Origin of the sequence: Streptomyces toyocaensis, assembly GCF_000725125.1 — a bacterium.
Taxonomy (GTDB): Bacteria; Actinomycetota; Actinomycetes; order Streptomycetales; family Streptomycetaceae; genus Streptomyces; species Streptomyces toyocaensis.
Genome location: NZ_JFCB01000012.1, coordinates 57,540 through 73,772 on the forward strand (window position 1 = coordinate 57,540; position 16,233 = coordinate 73,772).

At 73.1% G+C, this 16,233-nt stretch carries 14 protein-coding genes and 1 pseudogene; 6 read left to right on the forward strand and 9 right to left on the reverse strand.

Annotated features, from left to right (window positions below; genetic code table 11):
* Positions 1-24 precede the first annotated feature (24 nt).
* A complete protein-coding gene (locus BU52_RS15270) occupies positions 25-1,191 on the forward strand; it encodes a serine hydrolase domain-containing protein (protein ID WP_037934030.1) in 1,167 nt (388 codons plus the stop codon).
* On the opposite strand, the gene BU52_RS15275 is transcribed toward BU52_RS15270, so the two are convergent.
* Together BU52_RS15275 and BU52_RS15280 are read right to left on the reverse strand one after the other, a co-directional pair.
* Positions 1,192-1,467, reverse strand: coding sequence for a DUF1876 domain-containing protein (locus BU52_RS15275; protein WP_037934275.1), 276 nt, complete (start codon positions 1,465-1,467; stop codon positions 1,192-1,194).
* A gap of 247 nt (positions 1,468-1,714) precedes the next feature.
* Complete coding sequence (locus BU52_RS15280; protein WP_037934033.1) at positions 1,715-2,560, reverse strand: EamA family transporter; 846 nt, start codon at positions 2,558-2,560, stop codon at positions 1,715-1,717.
* Between the two features lie 18 nt (positions 2,561-2,578).
* Between BU52_RS15280 and BU52_RS15285 the strand changes: the two are divergent.
* Both BU52_RS15285 and BU52_RS15290 read left to right on the forward strand, forming a co-directional pair.
* Positions 2,579-2,809 (forward strand): annotated as a pseudogene (locus BU52_RS15285) (type II toxin-antitoxin system Phd/YefM family antitoxin); the annotation flags it as partial.
* Positions 2,802-3,068 carry a type II toxin-antitoxin system RelE family toxin gene (locus BU52_RS15290; RefSeq protein ID WP_037934038.1) on the forward strand — a complete coding sequence of 89 codons (267 nt, stop codon included), beginning with the start codon at positions 2,802-2,804 and terminating at the stop codon, positions 3,066-3,068. The pseudogene BU52_RS15285 and the gene BU52_RS15290, both read left to right, overlap by 8 nt.
* Positions 3,069-3,171: 103 nt before the next feature.
* On the opposite strand, the gene BU52_RS15295 is transcribed toward BU52_RS15290, so the two are convergent.
* Together BU52_RS15295 and BU52_RS15300 are read right to left on the reverse strand one after the other, a co-directional pair.
* The gene (locus tag BU52_RS15295) at positions 3,172-5,379 is read right to left on the reverse strand and encodes an MMPL family transporter (RefSeq protein ID WP_037934040.1); all 2,208 of its coding nucleotides are present in this window, start codon (positions 5,377-5,379) and stop codon (positions 3,172-3,174) included.
* Between the two features lie 101 nt (positions 5,380-5,480).
* Positions 5,481-6,080 (reverse strand): TetR/AcrR family transcriptional regulator, encoded by a 600-nt coding sequence (locus BU52_RS15300; RefSeq protein WP_037934043.1) that lies wholly within the window; start codon positions 6,078-6,080, stop codon positions 5,481-5,483.
* A 174-nt stretch (positions 6,081-6,254) separates the two neighbouring features.
* Between BU52_RS15300 and BU52_RS15305 the strand changes: the two genes are divergently transcribed.
* The gene (locus BU52_RS15305) at positions 6,255-9,521 is read left to right on the forward strand and encodes a S41 family peptidase (protein WP_037934278.1); all 3,267 of its coding nucleotides are present in this window, start codon (positions 6,255-6,257) and stop codon (positions 9,519-9,521) included.
* Between the two features lie 134 nt (positions 9,522-9,655).
* On the opposite strand, the gene BU52_RS15310 is transcribed toward BU52_RS15305, so the two are convergent.
* The 4 genes from BU52_RS15310 to BU52_RS15325 all read right to left on the reverse strand — a co-directional run bounded on the left by BU52_RS15310 (position 9,656) and on the right by BU52_RS15325 (position 13,275).
* The gene (locus tag BU52_RS15310) at positions 9,656-9,835 is read right to left on the reverse strand and encodes a hypothetical protein (RefSeq protein ID WP_037934046.1); all 180 of its coding nucleotides are present in this window, start codon (positions 9,833-9,835) and stop codon (positions 9,656-9,658) included.
* A gap of 76 nt (positions 9,836-9,911) precedes the next feature.
* A complete protein-coding gene (locus tag BU52_RS15315) occupies positions 9,912-10,796 on the reverse strand; it encodes an SDR family oxidoreductase (RefSeq protein ID WP_037934049.1) in 885 nt (294 codons plus the stop codon).
* A complete protein-coding gene (locus tag BU52_RS15320; RefSeq protein WP_037934051.1) occupies positions 10,793-11,731 on the reverse strand; it encodes an alpha/beta fold hydrolase in 939 nt (312 codons plus the stop codon). The genes BU52_RS15315 and BU52_RS15320 overlap by 4 nt, the downstream gene beginning before the upstream one ends.
* Positions 11,728-13,275, reverse strand: a complete 1,548-nt coding sequence (locus BU52_RS15325) for a flavin-containing monooxygenase (RefSeq protein WP_037934054.1) — start codon at positions 13,273-13,275, stop codon at positions 11,728-11,730. The genes BU52_RS15320 and BU52_RS15325 overlap by 4 nt, the downstream gene beginning before the upstream one ends.
* A gap of 177 nt (positions 13,276-13,452) precedes the next feature.
* Between BU52_RS15325 and BU52_RS15330 the strand changes: the two genes are divergently transcribed.
* A complete protein-coding gene (locus BU52_RS15330) occupies positions 13,453-14,073 on the forward strand; it encodes a MerR family transcriptional regulator (protein WP_037934281.1) in 621 nt (206 codons plus the stop codon).
* 40 nt (positions 14,074-14,113) lie between these two features.
* Here the strand turns inward: BU52_RS15330 and BU52_RS15335 are convergent, their stop codons facing one another.
* Positions 14,114-14,623 (reverse strand): cupin domain-containing protein, encoded by a 510-nt coding sequence (locus tag BU52_RS15335; RefSeq protein ID WP_037934056.1) that lies wholly within the window; start codon positions 14,621-14,623, stop codon positions 14,114-14,116.
* A 133-nt stretch (positions 14,624-14,756) separates the two neighbouring features.
* Between BU52_RS15335 and pdxR the strand changes: the two genes are divergently transcribed.
* A complete protein-coding gene (pdxR, locus tag BU52_RS15340; RefSeq protein WP_037934058.1) occupies positions 14,757-16,193 on the forward strand; it encodes a MocR-like pyridoxine biosynthesis transcription factor PdxR in 1,437 nt (478 codons plus the stop codon).
* The last annotated feature ends 40 nt before the right edge of the window (positions 16,194-16,233 follow it).

Below are 16,233 nucleotides of genomic sequence, written 5' to 3' on the forward strand. Positions count from 1 at the left end.
GCGAGCGGAAGGACCGACAGGAACGTGGACGTCGACGTGCACGGCACAGTGGCCGAGGGTTTCGAACCGGTCCGGGAGGCGTTCGCCCGGAACTTCGGGGCGCTCGGTGACCGGGGTGCGGCCGTCGCCGTGTACCGGGACGGGCGCAGGGTCGTCGACCTGTGGGCCGGGGTGAAGGACGTCGACGGCGCCGAGCCGTGGCGGCGCGGCACCGCCCAGGTCGTGCGCTCGGCGACCAAGGGCGTCGCCGCCGCCGTGCTCCTGCTGCTGCACCAGCGCGGCGAGCTGGACCTGGACGCGCCGGTCGGCCGGTACTGGCCGGAGTTCAAGGCGCACGGCAAGGAGCGGCTGCTGGTCCGCCACGTGCTCGGCCACCGTGCCGGGCTGCCGGTCCTCGACCACCCGCTGACGCTCCGGGAGGCGGCCGATCCGCAGCGGGCCGCCGAGGCGGTGGCCGCCCAGGCCCCCGTGTGGGAGCCGGGCACGGACCACGGCTACCACGCGCTGACCTACGGCTGGCTGCTCGACGAACTGGTGCGACGCGTCACGGGCCGGGGTTCCGGCGAGTGGATCGCGGCGGAGATCGCCGCTCCCCTGGGCCTGGACCTGTGGGTGGGGCTGCCCGAGACGCAGGCCCACCGCGTCGGCACGGTCGGCAGGATCGAGGGGCCCGAGCCGTCCGGGGCGCTCCGTGCCCGCCCCAAGCGCTCGGTCACCGAGGCCTACGCCGACCCGTCCTCCCTCGCCCGCCGCGCCTTCGCCGCGATCTCGCCCTTCCCGGACCAGAACGACCCGGCGTTCCGGGCGGCGGCCCTGCCCGCCGCGAACGGGATCGCGACGGCGGACGGACTGGCCCGGTTCTACGCCGCGCTGATCGGCCCGGTCGACGGCGTCCGCCTCCTCGATGCGGCCACCGTCGAGCGCGCACGCGCCGAGGAGTCGGCGGGACCCGACCGTGTCCTGATGGTCGGCACCCGCTTCGGGCTCGGCTACATGCTGCACGGCAGCGCCTCCCCCTTCCTGGCCCCGGGTTCCTTCGGTCACCCCGGCCGAGGCGGCTCCCTCGGCTTCGCCGACCCGGAGTCGGGCATCGCGTTCGGCTATGTCACCAACGGCTTCCGCAGGACGGTGACGGCGGATCCCAGGGCCCAGGCACTGATACGGGCGGTGCGGCGGTCGCCCGCGTTCTGATCAGACGTGGATCGGGTGCGAGGTGCGGCCCGACGCGTCGTCGATCTCGCCGTGCGCCTTGGTCAGCATCTGCATGGCGAGTTCGTTCAGCGCGCGTGCGCCGGCGATCTCCTCGCCGACCCGCGGCTGATTCGCGTCGGTGTGGTGCCGGCTCGCGTGTCCGTCGGCCCGCACCTCGGTCCCGTCGGGCAGCCGGACCATCGCTACCGCGCGCGTGTGCTGGTCGTCCTCCATGAACTCCAGCTCCACATGCCATCCCACTGCGGTGTGCATCATGACGATCACCTCCGGATTCCTCTGGTTCCAGGGTGCGCCTCCCCGTGGCCGGACGCACGCGCCCGCGCGGCGCGCACCACGAGACTCGGGGAGGCCCTCGGCCGCCGGCACAGCGGCCGCCGGTCAGGGCCTTCCGGGCGGCCGGCGGTTGTGAGGCACCGCGGGTGCTCCGGGGCGAGGGACGACGCGCGGCCCCGAAGCATCTCCCCGTACCGCTCCCGTGCACCCTCCCGGGCCGGACCCGGGCTCAGCCCGCGCGCAGCATCAGTCCGATCCCCACGACCAGCAGGCCGGCCGCCGCGATGCGCGGTGCGCCGAACCGCTCCTTGAAGAACAGGGCCCCGATCGCGGCGCCCACGATGACCGACGACTCCCGCAGGGCCGCGATGGGGGCGAGCGCCGCGCGGGTCTGGGCCCACAGGACGAGGGCGTACGCGGCCACGGACATCGCGGCGCCGAGCAGTCCGAGCCCCGCGTACGGCCGCAGCCGGGCGGCCGTCTCCCGCCGCCAGCGCCAGAGGGCGTACGCCGGGATCACCGTGCCCTGCACCGCCATCAGCCAGGCGATGTAGCCGGACGACGAACCGGAGGCGCGTACCCCGAGCCCGTCGACGACCGTGTACACCGCGATCGTCAGTCCGGTCGCGAGGGCCGCCCCGATCGCCGCCCAGTCGGGCCGGTGCCCGCGCAGGCCCCACAGGGCGACGCCGGTCAGGCCCGCGCAGGACAGGGCGATCCCGGCGGCGGCCCAGCCGTCGGGCACCTCGTGGGCGAACACGGCGGCCAGCACCGTGACGACCAGGGGCGCGCTGCCCCGGGCGATGGGGTACGCCTGGCCGAAGTCGCCCAGCCGGAAGGACGTCATGAGCAGCGCGTAGTACGCGATGTGGATCGCCGCGGAGCAGAGCAGGTAGGGCCAGGCCCCGGCCGCCGGGAACGGCACGAACGGCACGGCCGCCAGGCCGAACAGCAGCCCGCCACCGGAGATCAGCGCGAACCCGACGAGCTTGTCGGTGATCCGGTGCGCGATGGCGTTCCAGCCGGCGTGGGTGACCGCGGCGATCAGGACGGCCGTGGTGACCAGCGGGGTCACGAAGCGCGCTCGCGCGCACGCGCCCACCTGGCCGAGGTGGTCGAGCGGGCCGACCGTGACGACACGCCCACAGTCATCACGCGGCGCGGCAAGCAAGTGGCCGCGGTCGTGTCGATAGAGGTCCTCCGCAGGTACCAGGAATGGGAAGAGCGCGAGATCAACCGGATCATCGACGAGCGCATGGCGAATCCGGCGGCCGGCATCCCGATCGAGGACGTCATGAGGGAAACGCTGGAGCGCAGTGAGTAGCACGTACCGCACCGTCTTCCGGCCGGAGGCTCAGGCGGAGCTTCGCAAAGCCCCCCGGGACATGGCGCTCCGGATCCTGGTCAAGCTGACGGAACGGGAAACGGATCCGCTCGGGTACAACACCACGGCGCTCGTCTCCCAGCCCGATCGGCGCCGCCTCCGTGTCGGCGACTACCGCGTCATCTACACGATCGACGAAGGGGAGTTGACGGTCTGGGTCGTTCGCGTCGGACATCGGTCCACGGTATACGACACCTGAAACAGCGGCCCGGACCCGCTTCAGCCCCGGCACAGCGGAAGCCGGTGAGGGCGCCCCGTCCCCACGGAGCCCTCACCGGCTGGTCTGTGATCGTCCGGGCGTGTCAGGCCCGCACGAGTTCCTTGTCCTCGTCCTCCGCGGCGTCCCGGGCGCTCAGCGCCTCGCCCTCGACGTCCACGTTGGGCAGGGCGCGGTCCAGCCACTTCGGCAGCCACCAGGCCTTCGTGCCGAGCAGGGCCAGCACCGCCGGGACGATCGTCATGCGGACGACGAACGCGTCGAAGAGGACGGCGACCGCGAGGCCGAAGCCGATCATCTTGACCATCGCGTCGCTGGATCCGATGAAGCCGGAGAACACCGCGATCATGATGACCGCCGCGGCGGTCACCACCCGGGCGCTGTAGCGGAAGCCGGTGACGACTGCCTGGGCCGGCTTCTCGCCGTGGACGTAGGCCTCCCGCATCCGGGTCACGAGGAACACCTCGTAGTCCATGGCCAGTCCGAAGACCACGCCGACCATGAAGATCGGCATCATCGACATGATCGGGCCGGTCTCCTCGACGCCCATCAGGCCGGACAGCCAGCCCCACTGGTAGACCGCGACGACCGCGCCGAGGGCCGCCAGCACGGAGAGCAGGAAGCCGAGGGCCGCCTTCAGCGGGACCAGGATGGACCGGAACACCACGATCAGCAGCAGGAACGCCAGCCCGACCACCAGGACCAGGTACGGCACCAGCGCGTCGTTGAGCTTCTGGGAGACGTCGATGTTCATCGCCGTGGCGCCGGTGACCAGCACGTCGGCGTCGGTGTCGGCTGTGATGCCGGCGCCGGTGTCACGGATGTCGTGCACCAGGTTCTCGGTGGTCACCGAGGAGGGCTTGGACTGAGGGACCACGGTGATCGTCGCGGTGTCGCCGGCCTTGTTGGGCTGCGCCGGGCTGACGTTCACGACGTTGTCGAGGCCCTTGATGTCCTCGCCCGCCCGCTGGAAGACGCCGTCCGGGTCGTCGCTGCCCTTGGCGTCGACCACGACGACCAGCGGGCCGTTGAAGCCGGGGCCGAAGCCCTCGGAGAGCAGGTCGTAGGCGCGGCGCTGGGTGGTGGACGTCGGCTGGGAGCCGTCGTCGGGCAGCCCCAGTTCCAGCGAGGCGGCCGGGACGGCGGCGGCACCGAGGCCGACCACACCGAGCAGCAGCACGGCCAGGGGGCGGCGTACGACGAAGCTCGCCCAGCGGGTGCCCATGTTGGGGCGCTGCGGCTTCTTCTCCGTGCGGCCCCCGCCGAGCAGCTTGCTCTTCTCACCCGCGGGGCGGACCCGGCGGCCCGCGTAACCGAGCAGGGCGGGGATGAGGGTGAGGGCGATCAGGACCGCGATGGCGACCGTGCCGGCGGCGGCGATGCCCATCTTCGTCAGCATCGGGATGTTGACGACCGACAGACCCACCAGGGCGATCACGACGGTCAGACCCGCGAAGACCACGGCGGAGCCCGCGGTGCCGACGGCCCGGCCGGCCGCCTCCTCGCGTCCGCGGCCCTCGGCCAGTTCGGCCCGGTAGCGCGAGACGACGAAGAGCGCGTAGTCGATGCCGACCGCGAGGCCGATCATCGACGCCAGGATGGAGGTGGTGGAGCCGAGGTCGAGCGTGCTGGCCAGCGCGGTGATGCTCGCGACACCGATGCCGACGCCGACGATCGCGGTGAGCAGCGGCAGCCCGGCGGCGAGCAGCGAGCCGAGGGTGATGACCAGGACGACCGCGGCGATGCCTATGCCGATGATCTCGGCGGTGCCGGTCTCCGGGACGGCCTGCAGCGCGTCTCCGCCGACCTCGACGGTCAGCCCGGCGTCGCGGGCGTCCTCGGCGGCGGCCCTGAGGGCCTCACGGGAGGACTCCTCCAGCTCCATGCCGGAGACCTCGTAGCTCACCGAGGCGTATGCGACGGTGCCGTCCCGGCTGACGCCGCCGCCCTGGTACGGGTCGGTGACGCGGGCGACCTCGGAGCCGCCGGAGAGCGCGTCGACGGTGTCCTGGACGGCCGTCCTGTTGTCGGCGTCGGTCATCTTCTCGCCGGCCGGTGCCTTGAAGACGACGCGTGCGGTCGCCCCGTCGGCGCTGGAGCCGGGGAAGCGCTCCTCGAGCAGGTCGAAGGCCTTCTGGGCCTCGGTGCCCGGGATGGAGAAGGAGGAGTTGCCGGCCGCCGGGGCGCCGGCCGCGCCGACGCCCGCGAGCGCCAGCAGCGCCACCCAGAAGAGGGCTACGTAGTGCCGACGCCTGAAGGCGAACCGGCCGAGTCGATAGAGGAAAGTGGCCACAGGGGCGTACTCCCGGTCAGGTCGTGATTGCTGCGGGGCAGGGGTGATCAGCCCGACGACGTGAGCGGAAACGTCAGAGGGTGGCTGACTGAGGGGGACGGTCAGGAAGAGGGCACGCCGAGGGCGGGGAGGACCACGGCGTCGATGTACGAGGTGAGGAATTCCCGCGTGGGCGGCAGGTCGTCGATCAGCGTCCGCGTGGCGAACGCGCCGACGAGCATGTGCACCATGTAGTCCAGCGCCGGGTTGTCGGGGCTGACCTCGCCCCGGTCGACCGCGCGCCGGATCATCCGCCGGAACTCCTCCATCTCCGGCTCGACCAGGAGTTCCTTGAACGCCTGGCGGAGATCGTCGTTCTGGTGCACGGCCATGGCGAGCGCGCGCATCAGGGCGGCGTTCTGCGCCATGGCGCAGTCGTCCTCACGCACGGCGATGGCGTGCAGGTCGCCACGCAGGGTCCCGGTGTCGATGTCGGCGAGGCCGCCGGGCTTCTGGCTGCGCATCGCTCTCACCACCAGCTCGGCCTTGCCGCCCCACTGGCGGTAGAGGGTGGCCTTGCTGGACCGGGTGCGGGCGGCCACGGCGTCCATGGTGACGGCGTCGTAGCCGACCTCGCGGAGCAGGTCGAGCACGGCGCCGTACAGCTCGGCCTCGCGCTCGGGGGTGATCCGGCTGCGACGTGCCGTCGCGACTTCGCTCATCCCGCTCACCTTTCCGCGACTGTCCCCACCGCGCCGGAGAACGACACGGTTTCGTACAGGAACAAGGTACTCCACCCCTCTAACGAAACGAAACGGTTTCGTTCGTGTCCTGGGTCACGGTTGTCGGTTCCGCATAAGTTGCTGGTGCCCGCCCTGCGGAAAAGCATGGGAAAGGTGACCTACCTGCGCCTGCCGCACCTCATGGACGACCTGCTGTGCTTCGTGGCCGAGGACGACCTCTGGCTCGCCCCGCTCGACGGTCCCGGCCGCGCCTGGCGGCTCACCGTCGACCGCACCAAGCTCGGCCACCCCCGCTTCTCCCCCGACGGCCGGCACATCGCGTACACGAGCTGGCGCAGCCTCGATCCCGAGGTGCACCTCGTCCCGGTGGACGGCGGCCCCGGCCGGCGCCTCACCTACTGGGGCAGCTCCGACACCCGGGTCTGCGGCTGGGCACCCCCCGACGGCGACGGCCACGCAGAGATCCTCGCCGTCGCCTCGCACGGTGAGCCCTTCTCGTACTTCACCTGGGCCTACAAGCTCGCCTGCGACGGCAGCCCCGGCCGCAAACTCCCCTGGGGTCCCGTGTCCGACATCCAGGTCGCCGACCTCGCCGGAGAGCGCAGGTCGCTGCTGCTCACCGGGACCCCGCCGCACGAACCGGCCTCCTGGAAGCGCTACCGGGGCGGTGCCACGGGAAGGCTGTGGCTGCACGGGCACCGGCTGCTCGACGGGCTCGACGGCCACCTGCACTCCCCCATGTTCGCCGCCGGCCGGATCGCCTTCCTCTCCGACCACGAGGGCGTCGGCAACCTCTACTCGTGCGCGTACGACGGCACCGACCTGCGCCGCCACACCGACCACGACGCCTTCTACGCCCGGCACGCCTCCAGCGACGGCTCCCGGGTCGTCTACCAGTGCGGCGGCGACCTGTGGATCGTGGAGGACCTGTCCCCCGGTGCCGTACCGCGCCGGCTCGACGTGACGCTGAGCGGGCCGCGGGCCGGGCGGCGCCCCTACCAGGTACCGGCCGCGCGGCACCTGGACGGCATCTCCGTCGACGAGACCGGCCGGGCCAGCGCCGTCGTCGTGCGGGGCAGCCTGTACTGGCTCACCCACCGCGACGGCCCGGCCCGCACCCTCACCGACACCCCGGGCGTACGGGTCCGGCTGCCGGAGATGCTCGGCGCGGGCGACCAGGTGGCGTACGTGACGGACGCCGAGGGCGACGACGCCGTCGAGATCGCCTCGCTGCCCCGGGCCACCGGCCAGCGTGCGCCCCGGCGACTCGCCGCCGGGAAGCTGGGCCGGGTGCTGGAGACGGTGGCCGATCCGGAGGGGCGGCGGCTGGCCGTCGCCACGCACGACGGACGGCTGCTGCTGGTGGACACCGGCGAGGAGGGCGAGGGCGAGGTCACCGAGCTGATCCACTCCGGCAACGGGCCGGTGCGCGACCTCGCCTTCTCCCCGGACGGGAGCTGGCTGGCCTGGTCCCACCCCGTCATCGGGCGGTCCCTGCGGCAGATCAAACTCGCCCGGATCAAGGACCGGCTGGTCCTCGACGTCACCGACGGCCGTTTCGAGGACGAGAACCCCGTCTTCACCCGGGACGGCCGCTATCTGGCGTTCCTGTCCTGGCGCGGCTTCGACCCGGTGTACGACGTGCACACCGGCGATCTGTCGTTCCCGCTGGGCTGCCGCCCCTACCTGGTGCCGCTGTCCTCGGCGACGCCCTCCCCGTTCGCCCTCAGCCCCGAGGGACGCCCCGCGGCCGGCGGCCTGGACCCGGTCGAGCGCGAGGACGCCGAGGAGGGCGGCGAGGCGGGCGCGGTCACCGTCGAGGCGGAGGGCCTGGAGAGCAGGGTCACGCCGTTCCCGGTCGCCGCCTCCAAGTACTCGGGGCTGTACCCGGTGGCGGGCTGCGGACTGGTGTGGCTGCGCTGGCCGATCTCCGGCGCGCTCGGCGAGACCTTCGCCAACCCCGACGACACCAGCGGCCGGCCCGCCCTGGAGCACTTCGACATCGGCAAGGCGAAGAAGTCCGAACTCGTCGCGGATCTCGACTTCTTCGCGGTCAGCGGCGACGGCACCCGGCTGGTGGTGGTCGACGAGGGCGAACTGCGCGCGGTGCCCGCCACCGAGCCCGGCGACGGCGACTCCACGGTGTGGATCGACGCCCGCCGCATCCTGCACGAGGCCGACCCCGCGGCCGAGTGGCGCCAGGCGTACGCGGAGGCCGGCCGGCTGATCCGCGCCTACTTCTGGGATCCCGGGATGAGCGGCGTCGACTGGGACGGGGTCCTGGAGCAGTACCGCCCGCTGGTCGAACGCGTCGCCTCGCCGGACGAGTTCGCGGACCTGCTGCGCGAGGTGCTCGGCGAACTCGGCACCTCCCACGCCTATGTCACCGCCGCCCGCCGCAACGAGGGGCCCCCGCACTACCAGCGCCGCCAGGGTCTGCTCGGCGCCAACCTCGCCCCGCGCGAGGACGGGTGGACGGTCAAGCGGATCCTGCCCGGCGACTCCTCCGACTCCCGGGCCCGCTCCCCGCTGGCCGGCACCGGCATCCGTGAGGGCGCGGTCCTCACCCATGTCGACGGCCGCCCGGTCGACCCCGTCACCGGCCCCTACCCGCTGCTCGCGGGCGCCGGCGGCACGACGGTGGAGCTGACCTTCCGTCCGGCCGCCGCCGAGGGGGAGGGCGAGGGCACGCCCCGGCGCGTCGCCGTCGTCCCGCTGATCGACGAGACACCGCTGCGCTACCAGGACTGGGTGGCCAAACGCCGCGCGGTGGTCAGGGAGTTGAGCAGTGGGCGCTGCGGCTACCTGCACATCCCCGACATGGGCGGCTCCGGCTGGGCCCAGTTCAACCGCGACGTGCGCCGGGAGATGTCCCTGCCCGCGCTGATCGTGGACGTGCGCGGCAACGCCGGCGGGCACATCAGCGAACTCGTCGTGGAGAAGCTGACCCGCACCGTCATCGGCTGGGACCTCACCCGCGACGCCCAGCCGGTGTCGTACGCCTCCAACGCCCCGCGCGGGCCCGTGGTGGCCCTGGCCGACGAGGCGACCAGCTCCGACGGCGACATGATCACCGCGGCCTTCAAACTGCTGGGACTGGGACCGGTGGTGGGCCAGCGGACCTGGGGCGGGGTGGTCGGCATGACCGGCCGGCACCGGCTCGGGGACGGCACGGTCATCACCGTGCCGATGAACGCCGCCTGGTTCGACGCCTACGGCTGGTCCGTGGAGAACAAGGGCGTGGAACCCGACCTCGAGGCGCTGCGCACCCCGCTGGACTGGGCCGAGGGGCGCTACGCGGTGCTCGACGACGCGGTGCGGCTCGCCCTCGACCTGCTGGAGTCCCACCCCCCGGCGACCCCTCCCACCTACCGCGACGTCCCCGACCGTTCCCGCCCGGCGCTGCCGCCGAGAACGTGAGACGGGAGGGGCGCGACGGGGGAAGGGGCGCGACGCGAGAAGGGGCGCCCCCTTCGCCGAGGGGCACCCCTTCCGCCTGCGCCTCAGTCCGCGCTTCGTTGCGTCAGCACGGTCAGCGCATCAGCGCCGCGAGGTCAGACCTCGTAGTCCTGGTCGAAGCGCTCCTCGGACTCGCGCTGACGGCGCTGCTCGTCCATGTCCTCGTCGCGCCGGCGACCGCGGCCCTGCATCTGCTCCTTGCCCTGCTGGGCACGCTGCTTGGCCTGCTGCTGGAACTGCTCGGACTTCTCCTGGAACTGGTCCTTCATACCCATGTGGGTTCACTCCCGTTGTGGGGTGGGGGAACTTGCCCGACCAGATTCACACGAGCCGTCACCCTGCGCATGTCGATCACTTACGGACCGTAGCGCGATGCTGCTCATCGGCGTTGCCGCCGGCTCCGACCAGCCCCGTGCGGACCCCGTCGAGCCGGTCGGCGAACCGCCGCATCTCCCGCTGCCCCACGGTCCCGATGACCGCGGGCAGGTAGCCGCGCACGCCCTGCATGCCCCGCAGCCACCACTGCCCGTACACGTGGGCCGACCGCCGCTCGATGCCGGCGACCAGCCGGTCCACCGCGGGCCCCAGCGGATAGGTCTTGTTGGACGGCCACGGCAGCCGCTGCCGCAACTCCCGCATCACGTCGTCCTGGTCGGCGCCGCGCACCATGTCGGTGTCGGTCCACGACAGGTACCCGACGCCCACCTTCACGCCCCGGTGGCCGACTTCGGCGCGCAGACTGTGCGCGTACGCCTCCACACCGGACTTGGAGGCGCAGTACGCGGTCATCATCGGCGCGGGGGTGATCGCGGCGAGCGAGGCTATCTGCAGCAGGTACCCGCGGCTCTCGGTGAGCAGGGGCAGGAAGGCCCGCGCGGTGACCGCGGATCCGATCAGGTTCACCTCGATCACCCGCCGCCAGGAATCCGGGTCGGACTCGGCGAACGGACCGCCCGTCGCCACACCGGCGTTGGCGACCACGATGTCGGCCCGGCCGAACCGCTCCTTCACCTCCGCCGCGACCCGGGCCATCGCCTCGTGGTCGGTGACGTCGGCGTACCAGTGGCCGCTGTCGCCGTGCAGCCGCGCGGAGACGTCCTTCAGCGCGTCCGGTTCGAGGCCGACCAGCGCCACCTTCACGCCGCGTGCGGAGAGCTTGCGGGCGAGCAACTCCCCCACGCCGCGGGCCGCTCCGGTGACAACGGCGACCTTTCCTTCGAGACTGACCCTGCTCATGCGCTCTCCTCGGCGGCTACGGGGCGGTGGGGGGCGGTCACATGGGCGGCGACGAGGTCCCGGATCTTCCCGGTGACCAGGTCCGGCGCCTCGACGGGGGTCATGTGGCCGATCCCGGGCAGTTCGGTGACGCCGAGGCAGTCCGGCAGCGCGGCGGCGAGCGTGCGGGCGTGCGCGGGCGGGGTCAGCCGGTCCGCGGAACCGGCGACGATCTCGGTGGGGACGCGCAACTCCCGCACACCGTGGTCGAGGTCGAGCGTGCCGAGGACGAGCGACCAGGCGTGGCGCACCGCGCGCGGGCAGGCGTGCACGATGTGGGCGCACGCCTCGACCATGTGCGGGGCCGAGGCGGGTCCCATCGTCGCGTACCGGAGGATCCGCCGGGCGAGGGGGGTGACCGGTCCCAGCGGGGCCCGGGACCCGAGCACACGGTGGGTCAGCCAGGTCCGCACCCGGCCGGGCCGCAGCGGCAGCACCGTCGACTCGTCCACCAGCCGTGAACTGCCCGTGCTGCACAGCAGTACGGCGGCGGCGTGCTCGCGGAACGCGGGCCGGCCGGAGGCGGCCATCACCGTCATGCCGCCCATGGAGTGCCCGGCGATCACGGCCCGTTCGCCCGGGGCGAGGGTGGCGCGGAGCACGGCCTCCAGGTCGTCGGCGAGCGCGTCCGTGCCGCACGCGGGGCTCGCGGGCGTCCGGCCGTGGCCGCGCTGGTCGTAGGCGATCACCCGGTGGTCGGTGGACAGGGCGCGGATCTGTGCCGCCCAGAAGGCGGTCGAGCAGGTCCAGCCGTGGGCGAGCACGACCGCGGGCGCTCCCTCGGGCCCGTGCACCTCGACGTGCAGCCGGGCGCCGTCCGCGGAGAGGGCGGTCAGGACGCGGGCCGCGACGGGCGGGGCGTACGGGCCTGAGGTGACGTGGGTCAGGCGGGTCATGCGGTCACCTCGGCGTTCTCCTGGGCGTCCTCCCGGCCGGCCTTCGCCGCGGCCGGGACGGGGCGGAGCACGGCGTACTCGGCGAGGTCGACCCGCCGGGTCTCCCGCCGGAACTCACTGGTCGTACCGGGCCAGATGGTGGTGTTGCGCCCGCTCGCGTCGAGGTACCAGCTCGTGCAGCCACCGGTGTTCCACACCGTGCGCTTCATCCGCTCCTGCACCCGGTGGTTCCAGGCGCGCACGGCGCTGGGACGGGCGTCGAGGGCGGCCCGGCCTCCGAGGACGTCGAGCTGGCGGAGGTAGTCGGCCAGGTAGTTCAGCTGGGACTCGATCATCAGGATCATGGAGGAGTTCCCCAGGCCGGTGTTGGGGCCGATGACCGTCATCCAGTTGGGGAACCCGGCGGCGGCCGCGCCGCGCAGGGCCTGCATCCCGCCCGCCCAGGACTCGGCGAGGGTCCTGCCCTCGGCGCCGACGACCCGCTCGGCGATGGGCATGTCGGTGACGTGGAACCCGGTGCCGAAGACGATCGCGTCGACCTCGGCCTCGGTCCCGTCGGCGCCGATCACGGTCGAGCCGCGCACCTCGCTCAACCCGCTCGCCACGACGTCGACGTTGGGCCGGGCGAGCGCCGGGTAGTAGGTGCTCGACAGCAGGATCCGCTTGCACCCGATGCGGTAGTCCGGGGTGAGCTTGGCGCGCAGGGCCGGGTCCTTGACGGCGCGGCCCATGTTGCGTTTGGCCAGCTGCTCGACGAAGCCGAGTTCGCCCGGGTGCTTGGTGAACGCCTGCACCTGCAACTCCCGTACGCCCCACAGCAGTCCGCGGCGCAGCTTGGTGGTGAAGGGGAGCGTGCGGTGCAGCGCGCGCTCGGCACCGCTGATGGGCCGGTCGACGCGGGGCAGGACCCAGGCGGGCGTGCGCTGGAAGAGGGTCAGCCGGGACACGAGCGGCTGGACGGCCGGCACGATCTGGATCGCGGACGCCCCGGTGCCGACCATGGCGACCCGCTTGCCGCGCAGGTCGTAGTCGTGGTCCCAGCGGGCGGAGTGGAAGACCTTGCCGGGGAAGGTGTCGAGCCCCGGGATGTCCGGCAGCCTGGGTTCGGACAGCGGGCCGGTGGCGGAGACCACCACGTCCGCGCTGAGGTTCCCGCTGCTGGTCTCGATCTCCCACCGCAGCCGCTCGCCGTCCCACGTCATCCGCTTCACCTCCGAGTCGAAGCGGATGTGGGGACGCAGGCCGAAGACGTCGGTGACGTGCTCCAGGTAGGCGCGGATGTGCTCCTGCCCGGAGAAGGAGCGGGGCCAGTCGGGATTGGGCGCGAAGGAGAAGGAGTACAGGTGCGACGGCACGTCGCAGGCGCACCCGGGATAGCTGTTGTCACGCCAGGTGCCGCCGACGCTGCCCGCCCGCTCCAGGACGACGAAGTCGGTGATCCCCTCGCGCCTCAGCCGCACGGCGGCCCCGAGCCCGCCGAATCCCGATCCGACCACCGCCACCCGCACGTGCTGGTGCTCCTGTTCGTGCTCGTGCTCGGCCATCCCGAAGCCTCCACGCATCGCTCAGAACCCTGCCAGTGAACACTGGCGCAATGGGGAGAGTAGAGCAGCTCCGTACCGATGGGTAGGGGGCATGCGAGGAAACTTACCGCCGGTACGCCCTAGGCTGCAGGAGTGGCAGACGACAGCGCAGGACCCGGTGAGCGGCGCGAGTACCGCATGGAGGAGCTGGCCAGGCTGGCCGGCATCACGGTGCGCACGCTGCGGTTCTACCGCGAACGCAAGCTGATCCCGCCGCCCCGCCGCGAGGGCCGTATCGCCTGGTACGACGACCACCACCTGGCCCGGCTGCGCACGATCACGGCGCTGCTGGAGCGGGGGCACACCCTGAACGGCATAGCGGAACTGGCCGAGGCCTTCGACCACGGCCGCGACGTCGGCGAACTCCTCGGCGTGGACACCCCCACCGAGGAGACCCCGGTCCGCCTCACCCCCGAGGAACTCGCCGACCACTTCTCGGGCGAGGTCACCCCGGAGAACCTGGCCGCCGCACTGGACCTCGGCTACCTCGGCGTCGACGGCGAGGAGATCGTCCACATCAGCCGCCGCCTGCTCGACGTGTCCTCGGCACTGGTCCGCGAGGGCATCCCGCTCGCGGAGGTGCTCCGCACCGGCGCGGAGGTCCGCACCCACGCCGACGTCCTGGCCGACCTCTTCGCCACCCTGATCCTGCGCCACGCACCGGAGGAGACCCTCCACCGCCTGCGCCCGCTGGCCCGCAGCGTGGTCGACGCGGAACTGTCCCTGGCCCTGGACCGGCGCCTGCGCAAGCAGGACTGACCGCCCCCGGCCAGGGAGCCGCGCCCGGCTCCGCGGTCCCTCAGTCGCCGGCGAGCTCCGCCTGCCAGAGCGGGCTGGCGCTGTAGTGGTTGTCGTACCGCTCGGAGCCGGCCTTGATGTCCTCGACGGTGGCCTCCCCCCGGTACACGCGCTCCAGCAGACGGTAGTAGTCGAAGCGGTCCCTGCCGGGCGTGAAGACGACCAGGACGTCGGCCTCCTCGCCCCGGGCCGGGGCGAAGGCGTGCGTCAGCCGCGGCGGCACCGTCACGAAGTCGCCCGTCTCCAGGGTCACGATCCGGTCGCCGAGCAGCACCCGAAGGCTGCCGCCGAGCACGAAGAACATCTCGGTCATGGCGGTGTGGAAGTGCGCGGGGGCACCCGGGGAACCCTCGCGCAGGGTGGCCCGGTTGGCCGTCAGCGCCCCGTGCGTCCGGTCGGAGTCGGCGAGCAGGGTGATGAGGCTGGTGGCCCCGTCCTGCAGCGTCTCGGCGGAGCCGGCGCGGACGAGAACGGGGTGGGTGGACGCGTTCACGGGTTTCTCCTCGGGCATGGTCGGCTGCGACGGCGAGGAGCGGACCCGCGCGGGTCGCCCGGGCCGTCTCCGGCCCCGGCCCCGCCTCGGCCCCCGTTCCTCGTGACCACCACGCTACGGACGCGAAAGACCCCGCGTAGGGTGCATTCCCGTGACGGATTCATGGGTCAATCAGGCCGGGCGCATCGGCAGCGACCTCCACCTGGACCTGGACACGGCCGGGGGCGGCAGCCGCCGCGCCGTGCTCGGCCGCGCGCTGCGCGAGGCGATCGCGGAGGGACGGCTGGCACCGGGCACCCGCCTCCCGCCGTACCGGTCGCTCGCCGCCGACCTCGGGCTGGCCCGCAACACCGTCGCCGAGACCTATGCCGAACTCGTCGCCGAGGGCTGGCTGGTCGCCCGCCAGGGGTCGGGGACGCGGGTGGCGCCCCGAGCCACGCCGACCGCCTCCCCGCGCGTACCCAAGCCGGTGCCGGTCCGCCCGGCACCGCCCGCCCACCAGCTGCGGCAGGGGCTGCCCGATGTCTCGTCCTTCCCCCGTGCGGCCTGGCTGGCCGCCGCGCGGCGGGCACTGAACGCGGCGCCCAGCGAGGCGTTCGGGCCAGGTGACCCCCGCGGACGGCCCGAGCTGCGACGCGCGCTCGCCGGGTACCTGTCCCGCGTGCGGGGTGTGCGCACCGGCCCCGAGACGATCGTCGTGTGCTCCGGTGTCGCGCACGCCCTGAGGCTGCTCTTCGGCGGGAAGGTACTGCGCGGCCCCCTGGCCGTGGAGTCCTACGGGCTGCCGTTCCACCGGTCGGTCCTCGAGGCCGCGCGGGTGCGGACCGTCCCTCTGACGCTGGACGAGCACGGGGCGCGCACCACGGAGCTGTCCGCGCTGAAGGGGGTACGGGCGGCGCTGCTGACCCCCGCCCACCAGTTCCCCACCGGGGGGCCTCTCCACCCGGAGCGGCGGGTCGCCGCGGTGGACTGGGCGCGCGGGAGCGGGGGCGTGCTGCTGGAGGACGACTACGACGGGGAGTTCCGTTACGACCGGGAGCCGGTGGGTGCCGTCCAGGGACTCGATCCGCAACGCGTCGTGTACCTGGGTTCGCTCAGCAAGAGCCTCTCCCCCGCACTGAGGCTGGGGTGGATGGTGCTGCCGGACCACCTGGTGGAGCCCGTGCTGCGGGCCAAGGGCGAGCGCGAGGCGTGGGCCGGTGTCACGGACCAGCTGACCCTCGCCGACTTCATCGAGTCGGGCCACTACGACCGGCACATCCGCCGGAGCCGGCAGCGGTACCGGGACCGCAGGGACCGTCTGGTCGCCCTTCTCGCCCGCCGGGCGCCGCACGTCGCGCCCACCGGCATCGCCGCCGGGCTGCACGCGGTGCTCCGCCTCCCGCCCGGCAGCGAACGGTCGGTGACCAAGGCCGCGGCCTGGCAGCACGTCGCCGTGGACGGGCTCGCCGGCTTCCGGCACCCGGCCGCCACCATGCCCGCGCACGACGGCCTGGTCGTCGGCTACGCCGCACCCCCCGACCACGCCTTCGGGGCGGCGCTCGACGCCCTCTGCGGCATCCTTCCCCCACCGCCGGACGGGGACTGACGGCCGCGTGGGCGGGAGGGGCGGCCCGCCCTCCGACGAC